Consider the following 25,102-nt stretch of genomic DNA (forward strand, 5'->3'; position numbering starts at 1 on the left):
AGCACCTATGACCAATCAGACCTTCCTCTGGCACGACTACGAAACCTTTGGCGCGGTGGCGCGCCGCGACCGCCCGGCACAGTTCGCCGCGATCCGCACCGATGCCGAGCTGAATGAAATCGGCGATCCAATCATGCTTTATTGCAAGCCGGCCAACGATTTCCTGCCGGATCCGCAATCCTGCCTGATCACCGGCATCACGCCGCAGCAGTGCCTGGAATGGGGCGTGCCCGAGCACCAGTTCGCTGCCACCATCGAACAGGCGTTCTCGCAGCCGGGCACCATTGGCGTCGGCTACAACACCATCCGCTTCGACGATGAGATCACCCGCTTCATGTTCTGGCGCAACCTGATCGATCCGTACGCGCGCGAATGGCAAAACCAGTGCGGCCGCTGGGACTTGCTGGACGTGGTGCGCATGACCTACGCGCTGCGCCCGGAAGGCATCAACTGGCCGACCAAGGAAGACGGCAAGCCGAGCTTCAAGCTGGAAGACCTGGCCAAGGCCAACGGCCTGCTGCACGAGTCGGCGCACGATGCGCTGTCCGACGTGCGCGCCACCATTGCGCTGGCGCGCCTGATCCGCCAGCACCAGCCCAAGTTGTTCGACTTCTGCTTCGCGCTGCACAAGAAGGACCGCGTGGCCGACGAGATCGGCATGCATTTGGCGGCGAATCTGCGCCAGCCCTTCCTGCACGTGAGCGGCATGTTCCCGGCCGAGCGCGGCTGTATCGCACTGGTCTACCCGCTGGGCACGCATCCGACCAACAAGAACGAGATCATCGTCTGGGATTGCACCTACGATCCGAGCGAGCTGTTCACGCTGGATGCGGACACCATCCGCATGCGCATCTTCACCCGCAGCGACGCGCTGCCGGAAGGCGTGACGCGCTTGCCGGTGAAGAGCATCCACCTGAACAAATCGCCGATGCTGGTATCCAACCTGAAGACCTTGTCGCCGACGATGGCGAGCCGCTGGGGCATCGACCTGGAACAGGGCAAGGCGCACGCGGCGATTGCCGCTGCTGGCAGCGATCTGAGCGCGGTGTGGGAGCAGGTGTTCTACCGCCCACCGGGCGAGCCGCTGGATGTGGACGAGGATTTGTACAACGGCTTTATCAGCAAGGAAGACCGGCGCTTGCTGGACTCGCTGCGGCGCGAGTCGCCGGCGCGACTGGCAGTGGCGTCGCCGTCGTTCAGCGATGGGCGGCTGGCGGAACTGCTGTTCCGCTACCGTGCTCGCAACTTCCCTGAAACCTTGTCGGAGACCGAGATGGAGCATTGGGAGCAGCACCGCGCATCGCGCTTCTACGAAGGCGCAGGCGGTGCGCGTACCATCGACGATTTCTTTGCCCGGATCGACGAGTTGCAGCAGCAAGCCGACGAGCGCGCCGAGCAAATCCTCGGCGAGCTGTATGAGTACGCGGAGCTGGTCGCTCCGCCGCAATAAACGTTAAGCGCGGTACTGGTTGATGGCGTCGCGCGTTTCCAGCGCGACGCGGCGTGCCGCCATCGCGAAGTCTTCACCAGCTTGCGGCGCCGCGTACAGAATCGCGCGCGAGGAGTTGATCATCATGCCGGCACCATTCGCGGTGCGGCCCGATTTCACCGTCGCCGCGATGTCACCACCCTGCGCGCCGATGCCCGGCACCAGCAGCGGCATGTCGCCGACAATCGCGCGCACTTGCGCCAGTTCTTCCGGGAAGGTCGCACCCACCACCAGCGCGCACTGGCCGTTCTGGTTCCACTTCTGCGCCACCAGCTGTGCCACGTGCTGGTAAAGCGGCTTGCCGCCCACGTCCAGGAACTGCAGATCCGAACCGCCCGCATTCGAAGTACGGCACAGGATAATCACACCGCGATCGCTCCACTCCATGTACGGCTCGACCGAATCAAAGCCCATGTATGGGTTGACGGTCACCGCATCCGCGCCATAGCGGTCATACGCTTCACGCGCATACTGGCGCGCAGTCGCACCGATATCGCCACGCTTGGCGTCCATGATCAGTGGAATATGCGGATAGTTCTCACGCACATAATCGCAAATCTGCTGCAGTTGGTCTTCCGCACTCAGCGCGGCGAAGTACGCGATCTGCGGCTTGAACGAACACGCCAGGTCGGCGGTCGCGTCGATGATCTCGCGGCAGAATTGATAGATGCCTTGCGGGTCGTTCTGGAACTGGGCCGGCAGCTTGGCCATGTCCGGATCGAGACCGACGCACAGCAGGGAGTCGTTGGCCGTCCACGCGGCGGATAATTTGTTAATAAAAGTCACGACGGCCCCCTAAAGAAAATTGCAAACCCTCTATTGTAACCCGCCCACTGGTGGCTGTTAAAATTTGGGTTCACCACCAAAGAAAGACTACACCATGAAATTATCGAACAAAGTCGCTATCGTGACCGGCGCCACCCAGGGCATCGGCCTGGCCTGCGCCCAGCGCATGATTGCGGAAGGCGCCAAGGTCATGCTGGTGGACATCAAGCCGGAAGGCGCGGAGGCCGCCGCCAAGCTGGGCGAGCAGGCCCGCTTCTTCGCTGCCGACGTCAGCCAGAAAGCCGACGTCGACGCGCTGGTGGCCGCCACCCTCGCCGCTTTCGGCCGCATCGATATCCTGATCAACAACGCCGGCGTCACCCACGCCGCCAACTTCCTCGACGTGTGCGAGGAAGATTTCGACCGCGTCATGCGCATCAACCTGAAGTCCATGTTCCTGTGCGGCCAGGCAGTGGCGCGCGTGATGGTCAAGCAGCAGAGCGGCTCCATCATCAATATGTCGAGCGTGAACGCCGAGCTGGCCATCCCGAACCAGGTGCCGTACGTGGTGTCGAAAGGCGCGATCAACCAGCTGACCAAGGTGATGTCGCTGAATCTGGTCTCGCACGGCATCCGCGTCAACGGCATCGGCCCCGGCACTATCCTGACCGAACTGGCCAAGAAAGCGGTCATGTCGAGCCCGGAATCGCGCCACACCATTTTGTCGCGCACGCCAATGGGGCGCTGCGGCGAGCCGGAAGAAGTGGCCTCGATTGCCGCCTTCCTGGCCAGCGACGATGCCAGCTACATGACCGGCCAAACCCTGTACGTGGACGGCGGGCGCCTGGCCCTGAATTACACGGTGCCGGTACAGGATTGATAGTTATGCGCCAGAGTGATGACTGGTATCTGAAACAACAATTAGACACATATCTGGCGACGCAGCATAATTACACCTGTCTCCACTATTCTCCTCCAAGAAAATAGTTTTAAGCCCGCTCCAGTCAGCGGGCTTTTTTTTTGCGCGCTGTCATGACGGCGTAACAATCCCTGCCTATACTGGCTTCATCTTAAGTACATGCAACCGATAGGCATGACTGAAGACCAGGTGCACCGGGGATGCCCGGTGCGCCACTCCCGTTTTTTTGCAGTGCATGGTATTGTCTGCCCCATGCTCAAACAAATCCTGCTCACCTCATCCCACGCCCGCCTGCGCTACTGGACCGCCATCGTGCTGTACCTGATGATCCTGGTGATCGGCTCCATTCCCGGTGCCCGCCAGGACATCGGCGAACTGGCGACCGGCCTGATCCTGCACAGCATCGCCTACGCAGGGCTGGCGTTCCTGATCTTCACCGGCAGCCGTGGCGGCCTCCGGCTGCGCGCAGCCAAGGCCGTGCTCACCATCGCGCTGATGGGCGCGCTGGATGAGTTGGTGCAAAGCCGCTTCCCCTACCGCCACGGGGCGGTGTCGGACTGGCTGGTTGATTGCAATGCGGCGGTGCTGGCCTCGGCGTTTATGTGGGTTCTGTGGAGCCGGTATCGCATCCTTCCGGCAGATTGATGCCGCCACCGGTAGCCCGTTCTACATCCTGACGCATTTCCTGGAGTTGTTCGGCCTTGGCCACGCGAACCAAGCCGTGCAGTGCGTGAAGAAAAATGTGCCGGCTGCGGACGTCGTTGCAGGTGGCATCTATTAATTCTTCGATAATGGTGTCTGTCACGCGTGTCAACATATCGATGTCCTTTAAAGTGATACCCGACAATTATTGCGTGTAGGTAGCATCTTTCAATTGATGTACATCAAGCCAAACCATCGGTAAGGGAACAAAGCGCGGTTTCGCCCCTCTCACGTTATTTAGGGAGGTGAAGATGAAAATGACGAATCTGTGTGCTGCTGCGCTATGTGTGCTTGCCGTGGCAGCCTGTGCAGACAGGATGAACAAATCCAGCAATACGGCCGGCAACGACAGCGGCTACGGCAGCAGCAGTACCGGCGGCACCAGCATGGCCGGCTCCAGCGGCTCCTCTACCGGCTCCGGTACGGCCGCACAATCGACACCGGCCACGACACCCGCCACGGCCGGCGCAACGTCCTCCACCAGCGCGCAAACCAGCTACGGCGTGGTGCAAGCCATCGACCAGCTGCAGCGGCAGGATGTTGGTGTGGGCGTGATGGGCGCGGCGGTGGCCGGCGGCCTGCCCGGCGACAAGGTCTACCGCGTCACCGTCCGGCTGGACGACGGCAGCACCCAAATGGTGGTGCTGGAGTCATCGCCCAGCTACAAGATCGGCGACCGCATCCGCTACAGCAACGGCGCCGTGCAGAGCTACTAATCGAGCTGTTCGACCTGGTAGCCGCGCCGCTTGAGCAGTTGCGGCAAACCGTCCTCGCCCACCAGATGCAGCAGGCCGACGCCGACAAAAGCCACCCGGTCCTGCTGCATGATGCGCTCGATATTGGCCGCCATCTCGGGATTGCGCTTGCCCAGCAGCACGCGCTGCATGAAACCGGCGCTGACGCTGTCGCCGCTGGTGGCGGACTGCCATGCCGCATTGATGCCGGCGCCATCGGCGGCGCTCCACGCCTCGATCAACGCCCGCGATTTTTTCAGCGCGTCGCCGTCGGCGAGGTCGGCCAGGTTTTCGAGCAGATACTGCTCTTGCTGGCGCTCGTCCAGGCTATCGAACAAGCCCAGCTGGTAATCGGCACTTTCCAGTTCGCGCACCGTCTTGTCCTGCTGCTGGGCCGCAGCCAGCAGCGCATACTCCACCGCCTGGCTGCGCTGGAAGCCGTGCCGGTCCAGTTCCACGCCGACCAGCAGGTTGGCGATCAGCCAGGGTTTGTATTGCTGCACCGAGGCCAGCGTCATGCCGGCCCGCGCCAGCGCCTGCGTCAGCTGCTCCAGCGCAGTCGGCGTCAGGTGCTTCTGCACCGAGTCCCCCTCCGGATAGCGGGCATGGCGCGCCAGCGCCAACTGAAACGCCTTGTCTTCGCGGATATCGAGCTCGATCACCAGCGCGCGCGAAGCCAGCAGTGCGCGCGAGGCAGCTTCATTGAGGGGATACGTCCCGTCGCGGCCGACATGGACGGTGCCATACAGATAACTGGTTTGACCTTCATGCGTGACCCGGTACAACTGGCCGGCGGCAAACACAGGCTGGCAGCAAGCCAGCAGCAAAGCGAGGAAGAGAGGGCGGAACATCGCAGGATGATTTACAAGGAAGAGTTTCCAATGGTAAATCACGCGCCAGCGCGGCTGAAACTATTTTTGTTGATCGTCGGCAAAATCAAACACTATTTGATGTGCTGCTGATAATTGCTGAGTATTTTGCTCACACTACCGTCCCTGACAATCTGTCCGATCGCCTTGTTGACGGCGCCGATCCGCACCTGCCCTTGCGGCGAGACCGCACACTGGGCTTGATAATTCTTGACCACCAGCGGCGCATACAGCGATAGCTTCTCGCCAACCTTGAGGTAATAATCCAGCGTGCTCTGCTGGGTGATCGCATGGTGCAGCCGGCCGGCCGCCATCTTGCGCAAATTACCCGACGAGGAATGGCCATCGTCGCGCACAAAGCCTTGTCCCAGCTGCGCATCCAGTTCGGGATAGGCATAGCCCAGCACCGTGGCCACCGGCTTTCCGCTCAGGTCACGCAGCGTGCGCGGCTGCGGCACCGAGGTATCCGTCACGATCACCTCGGCTACCGGGAAAAAGCCGCGCGTCCAGTGGAAATTGCCGGGTAGCCAAGGCGGCAGGTACAGGCAGATCAGGTCAGCCTGCCCCGACTCCAGCGCCATCGCGATGCGCTTGCGCGGCAGCAGCAGGAATTGGGCTTCGCGCCCCATCCTGGCCGCCAGCGCCTGCCCCAGATCCTTGTGAATGCCGGCCGCGAGGCGGCCATCCTGGAACTCGGCCATTGGCATTTCCGTGCCGGTGTCGACCAGCACCACCAGCGGCGGCGCGGCCGCTGCAGCCTCCAGCGCGGCGGCGCAAATCAGCGCCCCGCCAGCACGCTTGAGCCAATCTGTGTATGCTTGTCTGTCCATTTCGAAAGATTATACCCATACCCTTTCAATGGGATTGTTAGTCACTTCAGATTAGGTAGCACCATGATTCCATTTTCCATCCTCGACCTGTCCCCGATTGCCGAGGGCAGCAACCCATCCACCTCCTTCCGCAACACGCTGGACCTGGCCCAGCACGGCGAGCGCTGGGGCTACCAGCGCTACTGGCTGGCCGAGCACCACGGCATGCCGGGCATCGCCAGCGCCGCCACCGCCGTGGTGATGGCCCATGTGGCCGGCGGCACCAGCACCATCCGCGTGGGCGCCGGCGGCATCATGCTGCCGAACCACTCGCCGCTGGTGATCGCCGAACAGTTCGGCACGCTGGAAGCCCTGTTCCCTGGCCGTATCGACCTCGGCCTCGGCCGCGCGCCGGGCTCGGACCAGACCACCGCGCGCGCCCTGCGCCGCAATCTCGACTCCGATGCCGACGCCTTCCCGCAAGACGTGCTGGAACTGCAAGATTACATGTCCGACCATCCGCGCGGCCGCGTGCTGGCGGTGCCGGGCAAAGGCGCCAAGGTGCCGCTGTGGATCCTCGGTTCCAGCACCTTCGGCGCGCAGCTGGCCGCGCACCTCGGCCTGCCGTTCGCGTTCGCCTCCCACTTTGCGCCGCAGATGATGATGCAGGCTCTCTCCATGTACCGCGCCAGCTTCCAGCCGTCCGCACAGTTGAGCAAGCCTTACGTGATGCTGGGCTTTAACGTGTTCGCCGCCGACAGCAACGAGGAAGCGCACTTCCGCGCCACCTCCATGCAGCAAGCCTTCGTCAACCTGCGCACCGGCCGGCCATCGCAACTGCCGCCGCCGAAGGAAGGCTACCTCGAATCGCTGGGCCTGCCGGAGCGGGCGATGCTGGACTCGGTGCTGTCCTGCAGCGCCATCGGCGCGCCGGACACCGTGGGCCGCCAGCTGCAAGACTTCATCGCCCGCACCGGCGCCGATGAGCTGATGATCACCTCGCAAATCTACCAGCACGAACAGCGCCTGCGCTCCTACGAGATCACGGCGGAAGTGCGGCAATCGCTGCAGCGCGCGGAAGCGGGGCTGTAATCGATGGAGCAAACGAAACACGACCTCTCGCCCGGCATGGTCTGGCTGTTCGCCATCGCGACCGGCCTGATCGTCGCCAACCTGTACTATGCGCAAACGCTGATCGGACCGATCAGCAAAGCCACCGGCCTCGATCCCGGCGCGGCCGGGCTGATCGTCACGCTGACGCAGATCGGCTACGTGATCGGCCTGCTGTTCATCGTGCCGCTCGGCGACTTGCTGGAAAACCGCCGCCTGATCTTCATCGCCCTGCTGACCACGGCGCTGGCATTGCTGGCGGCCTCGGTGACCAGCAACGCCAACCTGTTCCTGTTTGCCGCGCTGTGCATCGGCCTGTGTTCGGTGGCGGCGCAGATCGTGGTGCCGTTCGCGGCCCACCTGTCGCAGCCTGAAACGCGCGGCAAGACCGTCGGCAAAGTGATGAGCGGCCTGCTGATGGGCATCATGCTGGCGCGTCCGGTGGCCAGCCTGGTGGCCGATACGTTTGGCTGGCATGCGATCTTTGTGCTGTCCGCGATCGGCACGGCGGCGTTGGCGTTCGTGCTGCGCGCCAAGCTGCCGCTGCGCCAGCCGCAAGGCGGCATGCACTACTTCGAACTGCTGGCGTCGATGTGGCATCTGCTGAAGACCACGCCCATCCTGCGTCGCCGCGCGGCATATCAGGCCTGCATGTTCGGCGCCTTCAGCGTGTTCTGGACTTGCGTGTCGCTGGAACTGACCGGGCCGCATTTCGGCATCAGCCAGAGCGGCGTGGCGATCTTTGCGCTGGTGGGCGTGACGGGTGCGCTGGTGTCGCCGGTTGCCGGCCATCGCGCCGATCAGGGCAAGAGCCGCTCGACCACCTTTGCGGCGCTGACACTGGGTGCGCTGGCGTTTGCGCTGCCGCTGCTGATCCACAGCAACCAGCTGGTGAATCTCGGCCTGCTGGTGCTGGCCTCGATCATCCTCGACATGGGCGTCTCGGCCAATCTGGTGACGGGTCAACGCGCCATCTTCGCCTTGCCGGCGGAAGTACGCAGCCGCCTGAACGGCTTGTACATGGCGCTGTTCTTCATGGGCGGTGCGATCGGGTCATCGCTGGGCGGCTGGATGTTTGCGGCGCACGGCTGGACCGGCGTGCTGTGGACTGGCCTGGCATTCCCGCTGATCGCGCTCTGCATCTTCGCGACCGAAAAGCGTTAATGCCCCCAGAAGCGGACCTGGCCTTGTAGCGATACCGTGCCGTTGATGTTCAGGCTGCCCAGGCTGTTGGTCACCGGTGCGGTGGGGTCGTTCTGCACGCTCAGCGATTCAAAGCCGAGGTTGGTGTAATGCACATAACCCGGCAGCCCGATGGCGATGTAGTCGCCGCCGCCATCGGTGCGCGTCTGCACGCCTAGGCTGACGGCAAACATGTCCACCGTCCCGCGCACATTCTTGAACACGATGTAGCGGTTCTGCCCGCCGCCACTGAAGCCCAGCGACAAGCGGCTGTCGCTCACCGCGCCGACCAGCGTCGGATCATTCAGCACCACGTGCGCGGCAAAACTGATGCCGTCGCCGCCGCTGACCTGCGACAGCTCCTTGTCATCCAGCGGCTTCAGCTCGCCGGCCATGACCTGCGCGGCGCCCGCCATCAGCATCAAAAGGAGCGCGCGCTTCATTGCTTGAACTTGATATCAAGGTACTGGATCTGCACCGATCCAATGCGCGACGAGCCGAGATCGACCGTCGGCTGCCCCGGACTCACGAACGAAATATTGTCGACCACGATGCTGCCCGCCGGCGCCTGGCCGTTGCCATAGCGCGCATCCGGCCAGTCGATGCCGATGTGCAGGCGCGGCCCGTTCTCGTCATTGAGCGCATTGATCACGCCCGGCTGCGCCGCCACATGGGCGATCTGCCACGGCGTGCCATCCACGCCGCCGATATGCACGCCGCTGAACACCATCGCCTCGGTCGCATCGTCGCGTCCGCGCGGCTGGAACGACAGCTGCGCAATATCCATCTTCAGCGCCGCGCCAAACGCGATGCCGTCATTGACTTGTGGCGTAGTGAACTGCAAGCCGCCGCCATAGAACACCAGGTCCTTGACCACCACACTGCCCTGCTCGCGCACCACACCATCCGCACCCACGCCCCAGTCATAGGCCAGCTGCCAGCGCTGGTCGCCATTGGCGTTGGTCGGGAAAGCGATGTTGATGTAGTCGGCCAGGCCTGGCGCGGAAGGCAAAATATCGAGCCGGAACGGATCGGAAAACGGCAGCGGATTATCGCTGCGCGAGGCATGGAATTTTTCCACATACAAGCTGCTGCCGACCGGCGTGGTGTAGCTCACACGCGCGTCGCCGCTCATGGCAAAGCCGTTCAGGTCGAAGCTGACGCCGTCGCGCCCGCGCACCGAGGACAGCGCGCTATCGCTCATCGGCTCCATCGCCGACGCGGCTGACGCGCACAACAGCAAGCCCACCGCCAGCGCGCGCTGCATCAGCGGCCCTTCGGCAAGTTAGGCGGCGCCACGCCGCTGGTGGCCAGCGCCTGCAATTTATCGCGCCAGTTCAGCCACATGCCAGCTTGCGCCGTGTCGTTGGCCGGCTGGCCGCTGGCGGCCGGGAATTGCACCGACGTTTTCAATAGCGAAATCCAGAAATCGCGGCTGCCACCGCTGGCGTCGCCCGCCGTCACGCCGCCCAGTTGCGACAAGGTCAGGCACGGCGCGGTGCAGGCGCCGTCCCAGCGCTTGCCGCCGCCGGCATCGGTGCGCGAGTCAAGCACAATGGTGCTGCCGTCGGCCGCAGTGCCGGTCACTTTCATCGAGCCGGACAAGGTGGTGATCTGCAAACCGACATCGCCGCTGATCGACTCGAAGCCGAAGCGCATGCCGATCGCCTCACGCGAGGCATTGTCCGCCGCGTTCTTGTAGACGAATTCAAAATAGGGATTACTGATCTGCACCACGCGCTGCGCGTCGGTGCCATCGCTGCGGCCGAACTGCAGCAGCGGAATATCAAGGTCGGCGCCACTGCCATTGCGGGCGGCGTAGGTGTACTCGCCCAGCCGCATATTGCGCAGGTTGGCGCTCAGGGTAATGTCCGCGTCGAGCGCGATCTTGCTGAAGTCAAAGCCATTCAGGCTGGTGTTGGTCATGGTGACCAGGCCTTGCCCGTTGACGGCCGACAGCTCGTCTTCGCTCAGTGGCTGCATCTGTGCCGAGGCCGCGTGCATGCCGCATAGCAGTGCCGCGCCCAGCGCCAGCCGGCGCAGTAGTTTGGAGGTCATAAGATAGGGAGCGGCAACCGCCCACACGGTTGCCGCCGCTCAGCTGATTAGTGAGCGAAGATCCACACGGTGGTGCCGCGCATGTCGATCTGGTTCATGGCGACCGAGCCGAACGAAGCAGCGTTGTTGCCCATCTTGATCGAGTCAACCGACACGTTCAGGTAGTGGCCGTCAGCAACCACGGTCGAAGGGATCGCGATTTGCACCACGTCGCCGCCGGTGGCTGGGTTGTAGAAGGTGCCTGGGTTGGTCACGCCAGCAGCGCCGGCGGCGGCCAGGAACGAAGCCTTCGACAGGATGTCGATGTTAGCAGCGATCAGGCCGTTCACTTTGATGCCGTTGAACGATACCGAACCACCGCCCAGACCCGAAGCGTCCAGCGCGTCGGTGTCGGTGTAGGTGAAGGAATTGATTTTGATGTTCAGGTTGGCAGCGATCGACACGCCGTCCTGGCCGCTGACAGTGCTCAGTTCTGCATCTTGAATCGGGGTCATGGCCGATGCCGAGAAGGCCAGGGTTGCCAGGGCTGCAGCGACTGCGGTTTTGATGAATTGCATGTGATCGTCTCCGTTAATGGTTTTATATCGGTGTATGTTTTTTTGATACTGCGAGACCAGTGTAGGGTCCCGCAGCCACCAGCGTCCATGACTCGTCAGGCCAAGCTACAGGCCTGGCGAGCCGCGCCGGATTAGTGCGCGAAGATCCACACGGTGGTGCCGCGCATGTCGATCTGGTTCATGGCGACCGAACCGAACGAAGCTGCGTTGTTGCCCATCTTGATCGAGTCAACCGACACGTTCAGGTAGTGGCCGTCAGCAACCACGGTCGATGGGATGGCGATCTGCACCACGTCGCCACCGGTGGCTGGGTTGTAGAAGGTGCCTGGGTTGGTCACGCCAGCAGCGCCGGCAGCGGCCAGGAACGAAGCCTTCGACAGGATGTCGATGTTCGCTGCGATCAGGCCGTTCACTTTGATGCCGTTGAACGATACCGAACCGCCGCCCAGGCCCGATGCGTCCAGCGCGTCGGTGTCGGTGTAGACGAAGGAGTCAATCTTGATGTTCAGGTTGGCGGCGATCGACACGCCGTCCTGGCCGCTGACGGTGCTCAGCTCAGCGTCCTGAATCGGGGTCATGGCCGATGCCGAGAAGGCCAGGGTTGCCAGGGCTGCTGCGATTGCGGTTTTGATGGTTTGCATTTGGTATCTCCGGTTATGAGTAATAAATTTTTTATCTGGGGGTCACCCCGCTGCGGCCACTCCATGCGCTCCGGGTAGGAGCACCGGGGACCGGTCCCGGTGGGTGAGAAATCTTAATATTTGAATATTAATTAAATTAATCATATGAGTCGGCCCAGCCACGGGTCCAGCTTGTTGCGCTGACCGGGAAAGCCAACGACTTGGCCCTGCGAGCCATCCAGAGTGAGACAGGTGTTGCACTTTTGTCTCCTGCCGTAGCATAGGTTTCCGGCCCAAAGCTAGAGTCACATTTCTAAAAAATCAGATGCGATGGCTCGGAAAACCGTGCGTTAATGCCTTACAAAAATGAAAAGACGAGTTGTCGCTTAAATAAGCACGACCGTTCGAATCTAGAATATTGGAGACAGGATGACATCAGCATTGGGGCGCCAGACGCCTCTGGGCGGAGCTCACGCTACAGCTTCGCGCCAGGCCCTACACCACATTTTTTTACGCGCGCATCCGAGCGAGCGCTCGCTCCCGCGCGTGCGCGAGGACTGACCCATGCTGGCCCTGTTGCTGGGTGTACTCGCCGCCATGATCGGCGGCGCCGGGTTCGTCTCCCGGCACGAACCCCAAGACCGTCCCAAGGACCAGTACGAGATGCCGCAGAGCCTGCTGGGCGGGGGCGGCGCGTACGTGCAGTCGGTCAAGCTGGAGCCGTTTTCCGAGCTCAAGTACAAGCACATCGTGCGGCAAGCGTTCGACTACAGCTGCGGCTCGGCCGCGCTGGTCACCATCCTCAACTACCACCTCGGCGTGATGGTCAATGAGCAGCAGGCGATGGAAGGCATGCTGGACAAGGGCGAGAAGGACAAGATCATCGAGCGGCGCGGCTTTTCCCTGCTCGACATGAAGCGCTACGTCGGCTCGCTGGGCATGAACGGCGCCGGCTTCAAGGCCGAGATCAAGGACTTGATGACGCTGGACGAACCGGCCATCGTGCCGATCGACTATGCCGGCTCCAAGCACTTCGTGGTGCTGCGCGGCATCCGCGACGGCGTGGTCTACATCGCCGATCCATCGGCCGGCAACATCGTGTTTTCGGTCGAGGAATTCGCCCGCTGGTGGGACAAGAACACCCTGTTCATCATCTCCCCGGCCAAGGGCCAGGCGCCGGTGCGGCAACTGGCGCTGAACGATCTGGAACTAGGCGTGGTCGACATGGACCGCGTTACCGGCAAGGGGCGCCAAGACCCTTTGAGCAATGCCGCCCAGCTGCTGATGCGCGCCGCCAATTCGGGCGCGGCCGGCACCTGGATGCGCCACAACTAATCCCCCTCTCACAAGGAAGTCCCATGATGTTACGCACCATATCCCTTGCCGTAGTCATCGCGTTTGCCGCCGCCCCGGCGCTGGCGCAACAAGCCAGCCAGCCTGCTACCGCCGACGCCGCGCGCGACGCACTCGCAAAAAAAGAAGGCGAAGGCGACCAGAGCGCCCTGCTCAAGCAAACCCTGACGGCAGTCGACAAGCAATACACCCTGATCCGCCGCAACCAGCTGTCGGTAACCTACGACTTCAGCTACAGCTACATCGGCGAAGACCGCATCGTCACCGACATCGGCAACGGCAGCGCCACCCTGTTCAACATCGAGAACAACAACTCGCACACGGTGACCAACACCTTCTCGGCCGACTACGGCGTGCGCGACAACCTGACCGCCAACGTCACCCTGCCATTGATCTCGCGCTATGCCGACACCGCCGCCCGCAGCGGCATGTCGAACTCGATCGGCGACATCGGCATCGGCGCGCGCTGGCAGCCGTTCGAGGCCAAGCGCGACCAGCCCGGCCTGACCGTCACCAGCAATGTGCGCCTGCCAACCGGCCGCAGCCCGTTCAAGATCATCGCCGGCAGCGGCGAAGCGACCGGCAGCGGCGTCGGCGCCGCCACGGTCGGCCTCAACGTCAACAAGATCGTCGACCCGGTTGCGCTGTTCGGCTCGGTGAACTTCACCGCCAGCCTGCCGGCCAAGAACCTGTGGCAAGTCAACGGCTCGCGCATCCTGACCCGTGTGGCGCCGGGACCGAGCGTGGGCTTCGGCCTCGGCTTCGCGTACGCGCTGTCGTACGGCATCTCGACCACCATCTCCTTCCAGGAAGCGATTTCGGCCGGCACCAAGCTGCGCTTCGCCGACGGCCTGGAAGCCAAGACCCATATGCAGACCTCGGGCATTCTGAACCTCGGCCTGGGCTACCGCATCTCGCCCAAGACCACGGTCAACTTCTCGGTCGGCATCGGCCTGACGCCGGACTCGCCTAACCTGATCGTTGGCATGAACCTGCCGTTGAGCTTCTGATGAAACAGCTTGCCATTGCCGCCGCCGTTGCCGGCACGCTCAGCGTGTCCTTGCCGGCTTACGCCGCGCTGACCGAAAACCTCACCACCAGCGTGGTTGCAATGGCGATGGGGAACGCGGTGACGGCCGACCCGCCGGGCATCGCCTCGATCCACTTCAACCCGGCCGGCCTGGCGCGGCTGGAGGGCGACAGCGAAAGCATCCACAACTTCGTGGCCTCGATCCGCACCAGCGCCCGCTTCACGCCGGGCGAAGGCTTCGACGTCGGCGGCTGGCGCGACGACCCGCTGTCCAATACCTCCACCGGACCGGTCAAGCAGATCATGTACGTGCCCGGCTACGGCATGCCGGGCTGGCGCCTGCCGGCGGTGGCCGTGCCCGGTATCGGCATGGCGTGGAACAAGCCCGGCTCGCCGTGGACCTTCGCCACCGACAGCTATATGTCGCAGGCCATGAGCCTGGACCGCACCACCGATCCCAACGATCCGGGCCAGTACCAGGGCCGCCAGCAGCAGATCCAGCGCCTGGTGTATGCGGCGCCGTCGGTCGGCTACAAATATTCCGACACCCTGCGCTTCGGCGTCTCGGTGCCGATCGCGCACGCAGCCTTCGTGGTCGACACCAATATGCGCTTCCCGAATGAACTGCTGGGCGTGTTCGGCCAGCTGCAGAAAGGCTGGTGCCCGGAAAACGGCGGCAACATCATCGACGTGTTCGGCTTCGGCGTGTGCGGCGGCGGCAAGGACGGCATGGTCAGCCCGTTCAAGAAGGCCGCCAATATGCGGCTGGAACTGACCGCGCCGTTCGATCCCACCATCAACCTCGGCGTGCTGTGGGAGCCGTCGCCCAGGTTCGCGCTGGGCGTGGTGTACCAGGGCGGCTCCAAGACCCACTACACCGGCAGCTATGTGTTCAAGGCCGAGCCCATGCTGCGCAACTTCGTGCGCGGCATGAACGCCAGCCTGCTGGGACCGATCGCCGGCGCGGTGCTGGGCTTCCCGTCGTCCATTCCGGCCGAACAAAAGGGCAATATGAGCGCCAACATCCCCTTCCCTGCGCACGTGCAGGTGGGCGTCAAGCTCAAGCCCATCAAATACATCCAGCTCAATGTGGACGCCAGCTACGCGCGCTGGAGCGACTGGGACGCGCTGCGCTTCCAGTTCGACCAGAGCGTCAAGCTGCTGGAAGTGGCGCGCCTGTATGGCATCCCGGATTCGGGCAAGCTGATCATCCCGCGCGGCTACAAGAGCGTGGTCAACTTCGCCTACGGCCTGCAACTGAATCCGCTCGACAAACTGTCGATCCGGCTCGGCTACGAGCCGCGCAAGACCTCGATCCCGGCCGACAAGATCGACCTGCTGGCGCCGCTGCCGGACACCAAGCTGCGCAGCGTGGGCATCGGCTACAAGATCAGCAAGAACATGGACATCAGCGTGACCGGGTCCTACATGACCGGCAAGTTCTACACGCCGGCCAACACCAGCTGCAATATGAACTGCAACACCTTCCTCAACATTATCTACAACCCGTACGCGGGACAAAATGTCGGCGGCGATATCCACGTCCGCTACTTCGGTTTCGAATTGAACAAGCGTTTCTGATTTACTTGAAGGAGCACACATGAAAAAAGCCAAACACGGTCTGATACTGCTGGCCCTGAGCGCGGCCTGCCTGAGCGTCCACGCCGCTGCGCCGGTATCCCCGGCCAAGCAGGCGCTGGTCGACCAGGTCCTCAAACTGTGGAACATCGACAGCATCGGCCAGTCCATGCTGCAAGTGCCGGTGGCCGATGCAGTACAACAGGCGCGCGCCATGCTGCAGGGCCGCGCCGCGCCGGAGAAACGTGACGCCGCCATGACCGACATCGTCGGCGAAGCCAAGCAGTTCATGGCCGATGCCACACCGATCACGCGCGCCAGCGCCGACAAACTGATCCCTACCACCATCGCCCCCCTGCTGGCCGAGCGCTACACCGAGGAAGAACTCAAGCAGCTGATCGCCATCCTGGAATCGCCGGTGAAGAAAAAATTTGAAGCCATGCTGCCGGAAATGCAGAAAACCCTGGGCGAAGGCGTGGCGGCCGACACCCGTGCGGTGATCGATCCCAAGCTGCAGGGCCTGAAAGAAAAAATCGGCCTGCGCCTGCGCGCTGCGGTCACGCCATGACGTACTCTTCCGCCCTGCATCTGGTGCGCGGCGTGAAATCGCGCCTGGCGCAATCCGGCGTGCAGGCAGAATCGCTGTTCGCGCAGGCCGGCCTGGACGAAGGCGACGGCCTCGCCTGCGACGCGCTCACGCTGTCGGACAAACTGAGCCACCTGTGGGAACTGCTGGTGGCGCAATCGGGCGACCCGCTGATCGGGCTGAAAATCTCGACTCCGCACCGGCTCGGCTGGCTGGGCGTGATGGGCCACATCATGCTGGTGTCGCCGACCGTGCAAAGCTCGATCGAACGCTGCCACGGCAACACCCGCGTCGGCCTGCTGCTGCCGGGCGCCCAGCGCGCCGTGCCGCAGCAGCGCTACGACTTCGTCTGGTGCGTACTGCTGCGTTCCTTGCGCTGCGCGGCGGGCCGCGACGACATCGCGCCGGTGGTGGTGGAATACAACTTTCCGGAGCCGGACTACGCCCACGTATTTGAAGAAACCTTCGGTTGCCCGGTGCGCTTCGGCATGCAGCACAACGTGATGGAATTTTCCGACACCGACCTGGTCTCGGCGCTGCCGGCCGCGCCGCCGCTGGCCAATGGCGGCGGCGAGCACGTACTGGCCACGCTGGCGTCGGCGCAGCCGCCGACCTTCAGCGCCAAAGTGCAAGCGCTGCTGGCCAGCCTGCTGCCGAAAGGGCCGCCGCACCGCGACGACGTGGCGGCGCAAATGATGATGAGCGAGCGCACCCTGCAGCGGCGGCTGGCCGAGGAAGGCACCAGCTTTACCAACCTGGTCGACGACACCCGGCGCGAGCTGGCGCGGCAATCGCTGAGCGCGGGCGAACTGTCGCTGAAAATGCTGAGTTTCCAGCTCGGCTTTTCCGAGCCGAGCGCGTTCTACCGCGCGTGCAAGCGCTGGTTCGGCATGGCGCCGTCCGACATCCAGCACCTGGCGCACCAGCCGGGGCCAGGGCCGGACGTGCTGCAGGCGCCGGTCAAGCCGCGCAAAACCGCATAAAAGGAGAACAAGATGGGATGGCTATCGAGCAACCAAAATAAATCGATGCTGGGTCAGCTGCTGGTCAAACAGAAGCTGATTACCGAAGAACAGCTGGCCAGCGCGATTGAACTGCAACGCAAGACCGGTCAGCGCCTGGGCGACATCTTTGCCGACCTGAACCTGATCACCCAGGAACACATCGAAAACGCCCTGCGCAAGCAGCGGCGTTTGCGGATGGCGGCAGCGATCGCCACCTCGCTGCTGGCGCCGCTGGAAACCTACGCGGCATCAGCCTTGCCGGCAGCCGCACTGACCGCCAGCGCGCCCGTCAGCACCCGCGCCCTGCGCGCCCTGAGCGACGAAGAACTGGGCGACACCGCCGCGCAGGGCCTGAGCGACGACCTGGTCAACGCCGTCAAACACGCCAAAGGCAATAACCTGGAAGTCGTAGGTGAGATCAGCAAGCTGCTGAATCCGGTGCTAGGCTTCCTTGAAGCCGACACCACGATGAAAAACGTGGTCTACGACCCGAGCAAGGCGGCCGCCACCATCAACAAAGACGGCTCGCTGACCCTGAGCCTGCCGTCCTCGATCGGCGAAATCGCCTTCAACAACATCCGCGTGAAAGGCACCGAGGGCAGCAGCTTCGGCAGCATCTCCATCAAAGGCATCGACCTGACCGGCACCACCATCACCCTCGGTTTCCACTAAAGTTCGGGGTCAGAGCCGACAATCGGACACGCATGTCCGATTGTCGGCTCTGACCCCGAATTTGCTTACTTGGCGTTGCGGGGGACGGCGAAGGCGTCGCCGGCTTTCCATTCGGGCAGCTTGGCACCGTTGGCGATCAGGCGGCCCAGGTTGAGCGTGTATTGCGCCGTCTGTACCATCCCCGACAGGTCCCAGCTTGGATCGTATTCATCATCGGCCTGATGGTAGCGCTTGCCGTAGGCTTGCTGCTTCACTTTCGCACCTTCCGGGTCTTTCACGTAATCGCGGCCCGAGCTGATCGAGAACGCTGGTACGCCGTTCTTGGCGAAGTTGAAGTGGTCGCTGCGGAAGTAGCCACCCGCCAGGTCCGGCTTGGCGTCCGCGATGCGCATGCCCATGCCTTTGGCCGCCGTCTCGGCCAGCTTGCCCAGCTCGGTGCGCTCGCTGCCTTGGGTGCCGATGTCACGCGTGGTGCCGATGAAGTTCAGGCTGTCCAGGTTCAGGTTGGCGGCCGTTTTCGCCAGCGGCCACAGCGGCGACGAGGCGTAGGCTGCGCTGCCCAGCAAGCCCTGCTCTTCCGCCGCCACCCACAGGAACATCTGGCTGCGCTTGGCCGGGAACTGGCGCGCCTGCTCGGCCATCGCCAGCAGCGCCGCCGAGCCGGAGGCGTTGTCGACCGCGCCGTTGAAGATGGTGTCGCCCTTGTCGCCCTGCTTGCCCAAATGGTCCCAGTGCGCGCTGTAGATCACCACTTCATCCTTCAGTTTTGGATCGGTGCCCGGCACCACGGCGGCGACGTTGAATTGCTCAACCTTGCGCATTTCGGCCTTCATTTCGCCATTCAGCTTGGCGGCCAACGCCACCGGCTTGAAGTCTTTCCTTTCGGCTGCCGCACGCAGCGCGTCCAGATCTTGTCCGGCGGCGGTGAACAGCGCGCGCGCCGTGTCGTCGGTAATCCAGCCTTGCAACGGCGAGCCCAGGGTGCCGGCCGCCAGCTGGAAGCGCTCCACGCCGGCCCAGCTATTCTGGATCACGCTCCAGCCGTACGACGCAGTCGGCGTGGTGTGGATCAGCAGCACGCCAGCCGCGCCCTGGCGCTGGGCTTCTTCAAACTTGTAGGTCCAGCGGCCGTAGTAGGTCAGGCCCTTGCCGTTGAAGCGGTTCGGCTGCTCGGCGGTCGGCTGCGGGTCGTTGACCATCATGACCAGCACTTTGCCCTTCAGGTCCATGCCCTTGAAGTCATTCCACTGCTCGTCCGGCGCGGTGATGCCGTAACCAACGAACACCAGCTCCGCATTGAAGCTGTGCACGGCGGTCGCATCGCCCGGCGCAAACACCCAATCCTTGCCAAAGGCGATATCCAGCGCCTTGCCGCCCGCTTCCAGTTTCAGCGTGCTCTCGGCCGGCTGGGTCTTCACGCCCGCGATCTGCACCGACTGGCGGAAGCTGTTGCCATTGCCCGGCTTGAGGCCCAGCGCCAGCGCCTGCGATTCCAGGTAGGCCACGGTCAAATCACCGCCGCGCTGGCCGGTGCCGCGTCCTTCCAGCATGTCGCTGGCCAGGAACGACAGGTGAGCGCGCAGCGGCGCTTCCTGCACGAGGGCGGTCTTGCCCGCGTCTGCGTGGGCCGGGAATGCCAGCGCCAGGCTCATGGCCAGCGCGGAGGCAACGTAGGATGGGTTCATTTTTTTCATGATGTCCTGTGGGCTGATGTAATCAAGGCGGGATTTCCGCGCGCACATTGTATGCGAAAATATCGGCATGACTGTCCGCAACTCCTACATCGGCCGCTTCGCGCCCTCGCCCACCGGCCCCCTGCATCTCGGTTCGCTGGTGGCCGCCATTGCCAGCTATCTCGACGCCAAGGCCCACCACGGCCAGTGGCTGGTGCGCATTGAAGACGTGGACGGCGCCCGCAATGTGCACGGCGCCGACGATCACATCCTCGCCTCGCTGCAACGCTGCGGCATGCATTGGGATGGCGAGGTGACGTGGCAAACCAAGCGCTACGCGCTGTACCAGCACGCGCTGGAGCAGCTCGGCGAGCTGGTCTACCCCTGCGGCTGCTCGCGCCGCGAGATCGCCGATTCGCAGGTCAACCAGGTGACGCATCACAATCAGGCGCTGATCTATCCCGGCACCTGCCGCAACGGCCTCGCCCCCGGCAAGGTCGGCCGCGCGCTGCGCGTCAAGGTGCCGCTATCGCCACACTGCGTGCCCGCGTTTGAAGACCGCTGGGCCGGCCACTACAGCCAGGACCTGACCGCCGAAGTGGGCGACTTCATCATCCGCCGCGCCGACGGCTACTGGGCCTACCAGCTGGCGGTGGTGGTGGACGATGGCGCGCAAGGCATCACCGATATCGTGCGCGGCGTCGACTTGCTCGATTCCACGCCACGCCAGTTGTACCTGCAACAGGTGCTGGGCCTGCCGCAGCCGAGCTACCTGCATGTGCCGGTGGTGCTCAACGAGGCCGGCGACAAGATGTCCAAGCAAACCGGCGCCATCGCTTTCGACGACGGCAGCGATCCGCAGCAACTATTGCAAAAGGCCATGCTGCCAGCTGCGCGCTTCCTCGGGCTGGACTTGCAGGCCGACAGCATCGAAGCGTTCTGGCGCGCAGCCGTTCCTGCATGGGCGCAACTGTTGCAGCGCCACGCCTGATGGCGTGCGCCGCGCAGCCGCACTTTTCCCTACACTGAAGCGATGGAAGTCGAACTCAAACTCTTGCTCGCCCCCGAGGACAACAGCAAGCTGCTGCAGCATCCGCTGCTGGATGCGCCGACGCGCGTGCAGCATCTGGCCGCGCGCTATTTCGATACACCGGACCTGCACCTGATGCGCCACGGCGCCGGCCTGCGCGTGCGCAAGGAGGACGGCGAGTGGATACAGACCATGAAGGCGGGCGGCAGCGTGCAAAGCGGCCTGCATAGCCGCAACGAGTGGGAGTGCCCGGTTGATCGTTGCTGGCCACGTCTCGGCAAGCTGCGCAAGCTGCTCGGCGATGACCAGCGCTGGCTGGATATGCTGGATGCGCCGGATCTCAAGGACCGCCTTGAACCGCTGTTCCTGGTCGACGTGCAGCGCCACCTGTGGGAAGTGGAAATCGACGGTAACCGCATCGAGGTCGCGCTGGACGTCGGCCAGGTCGAGCGCAAGGCGCACAAGGTGGCGATCAACGAAATCGAACTGGAATTGAAAGATGGCGATCCCGCCGGGCTGTATGCGTTTGCCTTGCAGCTGCTGGACGACATCCCGCTGCGCATCACCAACATCAACAAGGCGCAGCGCGGCTACATGCTGGTGCGCGAGACCGGCCATGCGCCGTATCGCGCGCAGGCGCTGCATCTCGACGCCGATGCCAGCTTGAGCGACGCCATGCCCGCCGTGCTGGGCAACTGCCTTGAACACATCCAGCGCAACGAAGTCGCCGTGATAGAAGGCCACGATCCCGAAACGCTGCACCAGATGCGTGTCGGCGTGCGCCGCCTGCGTTCCGCGCTCAAGCTGTTCGAGCAAGTGGCGCCCTGCCCACCCGCGCTAGAGGAAAATATCAACTGGCTGGGCATGGAACTGGGCGCGGCGCGCGACTGGGATGTACTGCTGTCTTCAACGCTGACGCGGTTGGAGGTGCCGCAAATCGAGTTGCAATCACTGGCACTGCAAACCGCACACGCAAAACGGCACGAGGCGGCGCAAGCATTGCTATCGCCGCGCTACACACGGCTGATGCTCACAATGGGATCATGGATGCTGCAAGCCGCGCCGCTGCTGCAAGGATCAGCCGCGCAGTTTTCTCGCCTGACCATGCAGCACCTGCACAAGTCGCTGATCAAACGCGCCAACCGCATGCAGCACGACGACCCGGCCAGTGCGCACCACACGCGCATCGGCGCCAAACGCGCCCGCTACGCATTGGAGTTTTTTCATTCGCTGTATCGCACCAAGGGCACGCAGGCCTATCTGAAAACGCTGGCAGCGGTGCAGGAAGAACTGGGCCGGCACAACGACATGGCGGTGGCAGGTCGCCTGCTGCAGGAACTGGCGCAACAGCATCCGCAAGCAGCCGGCGCGATCCAGTTTGCGCGCGGATACCTGCTGGCGCAACAAACCGCAGCGCCGGCTGCACTCGACGCCATCCGCCGCAGGTTGCACACGCTGCGCCTGCCGCACGCGCAGCGTGATTAGCGGCGCGCCTGTTTTGCGCTGACGTTCCAGCTCAAGGTGCCGGGGCACTTGGCCTGCTGCACGGCGGCCAGCGTTTCATCGGCTTCGCTGCTGGCTTGCGCATACTCCTTGCGGCCGGCCACCTTGAAGTGCAGCGCCGGCGCGGTGGTGCTGGCGGTCTTGGACAGCGTAGGCTGGAAACCGCGCTCGGTGAGGATCTTGCGGCAGGCATCCATGCCGTTCAGCTTTTCCGATTCGATCTCGATGCTCAGCACCCAGCTCTCCACATAGCCGCGCGCGGCGCGTTCCGGCACCGGCAGCATCAGGTCCGACGGCAAAGTGGCGGCTTGCACAGCGCCGGCCAGCATGGCGGCGCCCAGCGTAATCAGGCGATACATCGATATTCCTTCACATGCGGTAAAGGCGCTATGGTATCAGGCCAGCATCGGATACAGGGTGCCCACCAGCAGCAGTGCCATCACGATGTTGAAGATGCGTACCGAACGCGCGTCCTGCAACACGCGGCGCATGGCCACGCCGAACATGGCCCACGCGCCGACGCAGAACACGCCGATCAAGCCGAAGATCCCGGCCAGCATGGCGGCGTCGATCACCGTGAAGCCCTGCGGCAGGTAGGTGGTGAGCGCGCTCAGGGCCATCACCCATGCCTTCGGATTAATCCACTGGAACGCAGCTGCGCCGAAGAAGGTCATCGGCTTGGACAGGGCGGCCTGCTCGCCGCTCATCGGCGCCGCGTGCGCCAGCTTCCACGCCAGCCAAAGCAGGTAGATCGCGCCGCCGTATTTGAGGATGGTCTGCAGCATCGGCACCTGCTCGAATACCACGTGCAGCCCCATGCCAGTCGCGAAAATCATGAAGGTGAAGCCGCAGGTAATACCGAACAAGTGCGGCAGCGAACGCATAAAACCGTAATTCAGGCCCGAGGCCAGGATCATGGTGTTGTTCGGGCCGGGCGTGATGGAACTGACGGCGGCAAAGGTGCACAGTGGCAGCAGCAATTCGGGCGACATGATGTATCCGTGTGTGGAGTGTGTACTTGCATTGTATAGCCAAGTGTACTGGCACACACCAATACACTTTCACAAACAGTCAGCACCACTGTATTGGTCACTTTACCGATACGACCGGCGCTTCCCCAGCTGCTTGTAGAAGCCTTCCAACTCGCGCGCCACCAGATCCTGGCCGTTCTCGATCACGAAATCCTGGAACGCTGCCGCCACTTTTGGGATCGGCTGGTCGCTCAGGTGCATGATGTGCCAGTCCGCCTCCACCAGATTAATCGGCAGGGTCGCCAGCAGGCCGGCCTCGAATTCCAACCCGCAGGCGTGCACCGACAAAAAGCCCACGCCCAGTCCCGCCGACACCATGCGCTTGATTGCCTCGTTGCTCGATACCTCGGAGCCGAATTCCGCCGCATGCCCCTCCTCGCGCAGCAGCTTTTCCACCGCCGTGCGCGTGCCCGAGCCGCGCTCGCGCACCAGCAGGTTGGCCGCCATAACATCGTTGAGCGTGACTTTTTTCTTCTTCATCAGCGGGTGCGATGGACTGGCGACAAACGCCATCGGGTGACGCGCGAACTTGGCCGCATTGGTGCGCAGCTCGCGCGGCGGCGTCCCCATGATAGCCAGTTCGATCTCGTGCCGCGCCAGCATGTTGATGATCTCCGTCCGATTCCCCACTTGCAGCTTGAGGCGCACATCCGGCCGCTCCAGCGTGAACGGCACCAGCATCGGCGGCAGCAAGTGCTCCGCCGTGGTCACCGCGCCGATGCGCAGCGTACCGGAAGTGACGCCCTGCAGCGCCGCCAGTTCGTCGGCGGCCTGCTCCCACAGGCGCAGGATGCGCTCGGAGAATTCGGCCATCACCTCGCCCGCTGCCGTCAGCTGGATATTGCGTCCTACCTTGCGGGTCAGCGCCATGCCGGCGATGTCTTCCAGTGTGCGGATTTGCAACGAGACGGCCGGCTGCGTAAGGTGCATGGCGTCCGCCGCACGCGACACGCTGCCGTGGCGCGCCACCAATATCAACGACTGTAGCTGGCGAAAACTCGCATGATACATAAGGAATCCTTATCGATTATCGAATAACTTTAATTTTTCTTTTATAGATTCTACCCTTATATTGATAATCATCTGACATGTTTAAGTGAGGGCATGATGAGCATCGACGTAATCTTCCTGGGACTGGACGGCGTTCTGTTTGATACCGAAACGCTGCACCTTGCAGCCTGCAACGCGGCGTTTGCCAACGCCGAGCTGTCGGTACGCTGGACCTTGCCGGCGCTGCGCGCTGCCGCCGCCACCCACGGTTACGCCCGCGCCATCGGTTCCGCCGTTGCCATGCCGCCACTGTCGCGCGACAAGCAGCGCGTGGCCGATCTGCAGGAAGACAAGCACCGCCAGTTCCATCAAGCGATCCTCGCACAGCCGCCGCAGGCGCAAACCGCCGCGCTGGCGTTGATCGAGGACGCCACCGCCGCCGGCTGCAAGATCTGCATTCTGACCGACTTGCCGGCGCCCGCAGCATCCGCGCTGCTGGAGCACCAGTTCGGCGCCGATGTGAATAGCCTGTTCAGCGTGGTCGCTGGCGGCGTCAATTTCGACAGCAGCGCAGGCGCCGGTCCGTATGCGCACGCGCTGCACGCCATCGGCGCGGCGCCACACGACGCCATCGCCATCGACACCGCCGTTCCAGCACTGCAGGCGGCGGAAGATGCGGGACTGTGGACCGTCTCGGTCGCCCCTTACGGCACGGACGTGGTGCGTCCGCGCCAGTTCATCACCTTTGACGCCCTGCGCGAATTGCAGGCCAGCCCTTATACGCCGGATCAGCAACGCCCCAAACCGGGGCTGCATCGAGCCGCATAGTTTTTTCACT

27 protein-coding genes are annotated in these 25,102 nt (G+C 63.4%); 15 read left to right on the forward strand and 12 right to left on the reverse strand.

Annotated features, from left to right (window positions below; translation table 11 throughout):
- Positions 1–7 precede the first annotated feature (7 nt).
- The gene (gene sbcB, locus BMZ70_RS19340) at positions 8–1,450 is read left to right on the forward strand and encodes an exodeoxyribonuclease I (RefSeq protein WP_092278441.1); all 1,443 of its coding nucleotides are present in this window, start codon (positions 8–10) and stop codon (positions 1,448–1,450) included.
- 3 nt (positions 1,451–1,453) lie between these two features.
- Here sbcB and pyrF read toward each other — a convergent pair whose 3' ends face one another.
- The gene (gene pyrF / locus BMZ70_RS19345) at positions 1,454–2,275 is read right to left on the reverse strand and encodes an orotidine-5'-phosphate decarboxylase (protein WP_092278443.1); all 822 of its coding nucleotides are present in this window, start codon (positions 2,273–2,275) and stop codon (positions 1,454–1,456) included.
- A gap of 94 nt (positions 2,276–2,369) precedes the next feature.
- Here pyrF and BMZ70_RS19350 point away from each other — a divergent pair, with 94 nt between their 5' ends.
- The 3 genes from BMZ70_RS19350 to BMZ70_RS19360 all read left to right on the forward strand — a co-directional run bounded on the left by BMZ70_RS19350 (position 2,370) and on the right by BMZ70_RS19360 (position 4,591).
- Positions 2,370–3,134, forward strand: a complete 765-nt coding sequence (locus BMZ70_RS19350; RefSeq protein ID WP_092278445.1) for an SDR family NAD(P)-dependent oxidoreductase — start codon at positions 2,370–2,372, stop codon at positions 3,132–3,134.
- Positions 3,135–3,425: 291 nt separating this feature from the next.
- Positions 3,426–3,818, forward strand: coding sequence for a VanZ family protein (locus tag BMZ70_RS19355; protein ID WP_092278447.1), 393 nt, complete (start codon positions 3,426–3,428; stop codon positions 3,816–3,818).
- A 374-nt stretch (positions 3,819–4,192) separates the two neighbouring features.
- Complete coding sequence (locus BMZ70_RS19360; protein WP_229205502.1) at positions 4,193–4,591, forward strand: hypothetical protein; 399 nt, start codon at positions 4,193–4,195, stop codon at positions 4,589–4,591.
- On the opposite strand, the gene BMZ70_RS19365 is transcribed toward BMZ70_RS19360, so the two are convergent.
- Positions 4,588–5,460: a TraB/GumN family protein gene (locus BMZ70_RS19365; RefSeq protein ID WP_092278451.1), complete on the reverse strand. Its 873-nt coding sequence runs from the start codon at positions 5,458–5,460 to the stop codon at positions 4,588–4,590. The genes BMZ70_RS19360 and BMZ70_RS19365 overlap by 4 nt on opposite strands.
- 92 nt (positions 5,461–5,552) lie before the next feature.
- Positions 5,553–6,308 carry a substrate-binding periplasmic protein gene (locus BMZ70_RS19370; RefSeq protein WP_092278452.1) on the reverse strand — a complete coding sequence of 252 codons (756 nt, stop codon included), beginning with the start codon at positions 6,306–6,308 and terminating at the stop codon, positions 5,553–5,555.
- 63 nt (positions 6,309–6,371) lie between these two features.
- On the opposite strand from BMZ70_RS19370, the gene BMZ70_RS19375 reads away from it, so the two are divergent.
- Entirely contained in the window at positions 6,372–7,379 is a 1,008-nt protein-coding gene (locus BMZ70_RS19375; RefSeq protein WP_092278454.1) for an LLM class flavin-dependent oxidoreductase, read from the forward strand.
- Positions 7,380–7,415: 36 nt separating this feature from the next.
- Positions 7,416–8,561, forward strand: a complete 1,146-nt coding sequence (locus BMZ70_RS19380; protein WP_092278456.1) for an MFS transporter — start codon at positions 7,416–7,418, stop codon at positions 8,559–8,561.
- Here BMZ70_RS19380 and BMZ70_RS19385 read toward each other — a convergent pair.
- The 5 genes from BMZ70_RS19385 to BMZ70_RS19405 form a co-directional block, all read right to left on the reverse strand.
- Complete coding sequence (locus BMZ70_RS19385) at positions 8,558–9,022, reverse strand: bacteriocin (protein ID WP_092278458.1); 465 nt, start codon at positions 9,020–9,022, stop codon at positions 8,558–8,560. The genes BMZ70_RS19380 and BMZ70_RS19385 overlap by 4 nt on opposite strands.
- Entirely contained in the window at positions 9,019–9,846 is an 828-nt protein-coding gene (locus tag BMZ70_RS19390; protein WP_092278460.1) for a DUF6160 family protein, read from the reverse strand. The genes BMZ70_RS19385 and BMZ70_RS19390 overlap by 4 nt, the downstream gene beginning before the upstream one ends.
- Positions 9,846–10,637, reverse strand: coding sequence for a hypothetical protein (locus BMZ70_RS19395; protein WP_092278462.1), 792 nt, complete (start codon positions 10,635–10,637; stop codon positions 9,846–9,848). The genes BMZ70_RS19390 and BMZ70_RS19395 overlap by 1 nt, the downstream gene beginning before the upstream one ends.
- Positions 10,638–10,684: 47 nt before the next feature.
- Positions 10,685–11,194, reverse strand: a complete 510-nt coding sequence (locus BMZ70_RS19400; protein WP_092278464.1) for a DUF6160 family protein — start codon at positions 11,192–11,194, stop codon at positions 10,685–10,687.
- A 131-nt stretch (positions 11,195–11,325) separates the two neighbouring features.
- A complete protein-coding gene (locus BMZ70_RS19405; protein WP_092278466.1) occupies positions 11,326–11,835 on the reverse strand; it encodes a DUF6160 family protein in 510 nt (169 codons plus the stop codon).
- A 543-nt stretch (positions 11,836–12,378) separates the two neighbouring features.
- Here BMZ70_RS19405 and BMZ70_RS19410 point away from each other — a divergent pair.
- From BMZ70_RS19410 to BMZ70_RS19435, 6 genes are read left to right on the forward strand one after another with little or no spacing between them, the layout of a single operon-like run.
- Positions 12,379–13,149, forward strand: coding sequence for a C39 family peptidase (locus tag BMZ70_RS19410; protein ID WP_092278468.1), 771 nt, complete (start codon positions 12,379–12,381; stop codon positions 13,147–13,149).
- 23 nt (positions 13,150–13,172) lie between these two features.
- Entirely contained in the window at positions 13,173–14,177 is a 1,005-nt protein-coding gene (locus tag BMZ70_RS19415) for a transporter (RefSeq protein ID WP_092278470.1), read from the forward strand.
- Positions 14,177–15,778 carry an OmpP1/FadL family transporter gene (locus tag BMZ70_RS19420; RefSeq protein WP_092278472.1) on the forward strand — a complete coding sequence of 534 codons (1,602 nt, stop codon included), beginning with the start codon at positions 14,177–14,179 and terminating at the stop codon, positions 15,776–15,778. The genes BMZ70_RS19415 and BMZ70_RS19420 overlap by 1 nt, the downstream gene beginning before the upstream one ends.
- Positions 15,779–15,797: 19 nt before the next feature.
- A complete protein-coding gene (locus BMZ70_RS19425) occupies positions 15,798–16,343 on the forward strand; it encodes a DUF2059 domain-containing protein (protein WP_092278474.1) in 546 nt (181 codons plus the stop codon).
- Complete coding sequence (locus BMZ70_RS19430; RefSeq protein ID WP_092278476.1) at positions 16,340–17,344, forward strand: AraC family transcriptional regulator; 1,005 nt, start codon at positions 16,340–16,342, stop codon at positions 17,342–17,344. Before BMZ70_RS19425 ends, BMZ70_RS19430 begins: the two co-directional genes overlap by 4 nt.
- A gap of 12 nt (positions 17,345–17,356) precedes the next feature.
- The gene (locus BMZ70_RS19435) at positions 17,357–18,037 is read left to right on the forward strand and encodes a cyclic di-GMP-binding domain-containing protein, MshE-related (protein WP_092278477.1); all 681 of its coding nucleotides are present in this window, start codon (positions 17,357–17,359) and stop codon (positions 18,035–18,037) included.
- Positions 18,038–18,102: 65 nt separating this feature from the next.
- Here the strand turns inward: BMZ70_RS19435 and BMZ70_RS19440 are convergent, their stop codons facing one another.
- On the reverse strand, positions 18,103–19,731 hold the full coding sequence (locus tag BMZ70_RS19440) for a M28 family peptidase (RefSeq protein WP_092278479.1): 1,629 nt from the start codon (positions 19,729–19,731) through the stop codon (positions 18,103–18,105).
- Between the two features lie 67 nt (positions 19,732–19,798).
- Between BMZ70_RS19440 and gluQRS the strand changes: the two genes are divergently transcribed.
- Both gluQRS and BMZ70_RS19450 read left to right on the forward strand, forming a co-directional pair.
- The gene (gene gluQRS / locus BMZ70_RS19445) at positions 19,799–20,701 is read left to right on the forward strand and encodes a tRNA glutamyl-Q(34) synthetase GluQRS (protein WP_092278481.1); all 903 of its coding nucleotides are present in this window, start codon (positions 19,799–19,801) and stop codon (positions 20,699–20,701) included.
- Positions 20,702–20,743: 42 nt separating this feature from the next.
- Positions 20,744–22,225, forward strand: a complete 1,482-nt coding sequence (locus BMZ70_RS19450; RefSeq protein WP_092278483.1) for a CYTH and CHAD domain-containing protein — start codon at positions 20,744–20,746, stop codon at positions 22,223–22,225.
- Here the strand turns inward: BMZ70_RS19450 and BMZ70_RS19455 are convergent.
- From BMZ70_RS19455 to BMZ70_RS19465, 3 genes are all read right to left on the reverse strand, one after another.
- A complete protein-coding gene (locus BMZ70_RS19455; RefSeq protein WP_092278485.1) occupies positions 22,222–22,602 on the reverse strand; it encodes a hypothetical protein in 381 nt (126 codons plus the stop codon). The genes BMZ70_RS19450 and BMZ70_RS19455 overlap by 4 nt on opposite strands.
- Before the next feature lie 36 nt (positions 22,603–22,638).
- A complete protein-coding gene (locus tag BMZ70_RS19460) occupies positions 22,639–23,235 on the reverse strand; it encodes a LysE family translocator (RefSeq protein ID WP_092278487.1) in 597 nt (198 codons plus the stop codon).
- Positions 23,236–23,337: 102 nt separating this feature from the next.
- Positions 23,338–24,285: a LysR family transcriptional regulator gene (locus tag BMZ70_RS19465; protein ID WP_092278489.1), complete on the reverse strand. Its 948-nt coding sequence runs from the start codon at positions 24,283–24,285 to the stop codon at positions 23,338–23,340.
- Between the two features lie 93 nt (positions 24,286–24,378).
- On the opposite strand from BMZ70_RS19465, the gene BMZ70_RS19470 reads away from it, so the two are divergent.
- Entirely contained in the window at positions 24,379–25,092 is a 714-nt protein-coding gene (locus BMZ70_RS19470) for an HAD family hydrolase (protein ID WP_229205504.1), read from the forward strand.
- Positions 25,093–25,102: the final 10 nt, after the last annotated feature.

The sequence above is a fragment of the Duganella sp. CF402 genome (genome assembly GCF_900109645.1).
Classification (GTDB): Bacteria; Pseudomonadota; Gammaproteobacteria; order Burkholderiales; family Burkholderiaceae_D; genus Rugamonas.

Coding starts and splice junctions, on each gene's coding strand:
- sbcB (WP_092278441.1), top strand. CDS start 8: ATGACCAATCAGACCTTCCTCTGGCACGACTACGAAACCTTTGGCGCG.
- BMZ70_RS19350 (WP_092278445.1), top strand. CDS start 2,370: ATGAAATTATCGAACAAAGTCGCTATCGTGACCGGCGCCACCCAGGGC.
- BMZ70_RS19355 (WP_092278447.1), top strand. CDS start 3,426: ATGCTCAAACAAATCCTGCTCACCTCATCCCACGCCCGCCTGCGCTAC.
- BMZ70_RS19360 (WP_229205502.1), top strand. CDS start 4,193: ATGAACAAATCCAGCAATACGGCCGGCAACGACAGCGGCTACGGCAGC.
- BMZ70_RS19365 (WP_092278451.1), bottom strand. CDS start 5,460: ATGTTCCGCCCTCTCTTCCTCGCTTTGCTGCTGGCTTGCTGCCAGCCT.
- BMZ70_RS19370 (WP_092278452.1), bottom strand. CDS start 6,308: ATGGACAGACAAGCATACACAGATTGGCTCAAGCGTGCTGGCGGGGCG.
- BMZ70_RS19375 (WP_092278454.1), top strand. CDS start 6,372: ATGATTCCATTTTCCATCCTCGACCTGTCCCCGATTGCCGAGGGCAGC.
- BMZ70_RS19380 (WP_092278456.1), top strand. CDS start 7,416: ATGGTCTGGCTGTTCGCCATCGCGACCGGCCTGATCGTCGCCAACCTG.
- BMZ70_RS19385 (WP_092278458.1), bottom strand. CDS start 9,022: ATGAAGCGCGCGCTCCTTTTGATGCTGATGGCGGGCGCCGCGCAGGTC.
- BMZ70_RS19390 (WP_092278460.1), bottom strand. CDS start 9,846: ATGCAGCGCGCGCTGGCGGTGGGCTTGCTGTTGTGCGCGTCAGCCGCG.
- BMZ70_RS19395 (WP_092278462.1), bottom strand. CDS start 10,637: ATGACCTCCAAACTACTGCGCCGGCTGGCGCTGGGCGCGGCACTGCTA.
- BMZ70_RS19400 (WP_092278464.1), bottom strand. CDS start 11,194: ATGCAATTCATCAAAACCGCAGTCGCTGCAGCCCTGGCAACCCTGGCC.
- BMZ70_RS19405 (WP_092278466.1), bottom strand. CDS start 11,835: ATGCAAACCATCAAAACCGCAATCGCAGCAGCCCTGGCAACCCTGGCC.
- BMZ70_RS19410 (WP_092278468.1), top strand. CDS start 12,379: ATGCTGGCCCTGTTGCTGGGTGTACTCGCCGCCATGATCGGCGGCGCC.
- BMZ70_RS19415 (WP_092278470.1), top strand. CDS start 13,173: ATGATGTTACGCACCATATCCCTTGCCGTAGTCATCGCGTTTGCCGCC.
- BMZ70_RS19420 (WP_092278472.1), top strand. CDS start 14,177: ATGAAACAGCTTGCCATTGCCGCCGCCGTTGCCGGCACGCTCAGCGTG.
- BMZ70_RS19425 (WP_092278474.1), top strand. CDS start 15,798: ATGAAAAAAGCCAAACACGGTCTGATACTGCTGGCCCTGAGCGCGGCC.
- BMZ70_RS19430 (WP_092278476.1), top strand. CDS start 16,340: ATGACGTACTCTTCCGCCCTGCATCTGGTGCGCGGCGTGAAATCGCGC.
- BMZ70_RS19435 (WP_092278477.1), top strand. CDS start 17,357: ATGGGATGGCTATCGAGCAACCAAAATAAATCGATGCTGGGTCAGCTG.
- BMZ70_RS19440 (WP_092278479.1), bottom strand. CDS start 19,731: ATGAAAAAAATGAACCCATCCTACGTTGCCTCCGCGCTGGCCATGAGC.
- gluQRS (WP_092278481.1), top strand. CDS start 19,799: ATGACTGTCCGCAACTCCTACATCGGCCGCTTCGCGCCCTCGCCCACC.
- BMZ70_RS19450 (WP_092278483.1), top strand. CDS start 20,744: ATGGAAGTCGAACTCAAACTCTTGCTCGCCCCCGAGGACAACAGCAAG.
- BMZ70_RS19455 (WP_092278485.1), bottom strand. CDS start 22,602: ATGTATCGCCTGATTACGCTGGGCGCCGCCATGCTGGCCGGCGCTGTG.
- BMZ70_RS19460 (WP_092278487.1), bottom strand. CDS start 23,235: ATGTCGCCCGAATTGCTGCTGCCACTGTGCACCTTTGCCGCCGTCAGT.
- BMZ70_RS19465 (WP_092278489.1), bottom strand. CDS start 24,285: ATGTATCATGCGAGTTTTCGCCAGCTACAGTCGTTGATATTGGTGGCG.
- BMZ70_RS19470 (WP_229205504.1), top strand. CDS start 24,379: ATGATGAGCATCGACGTAATCTTCCTGGGACTGGACGGCGTTCTGTTT.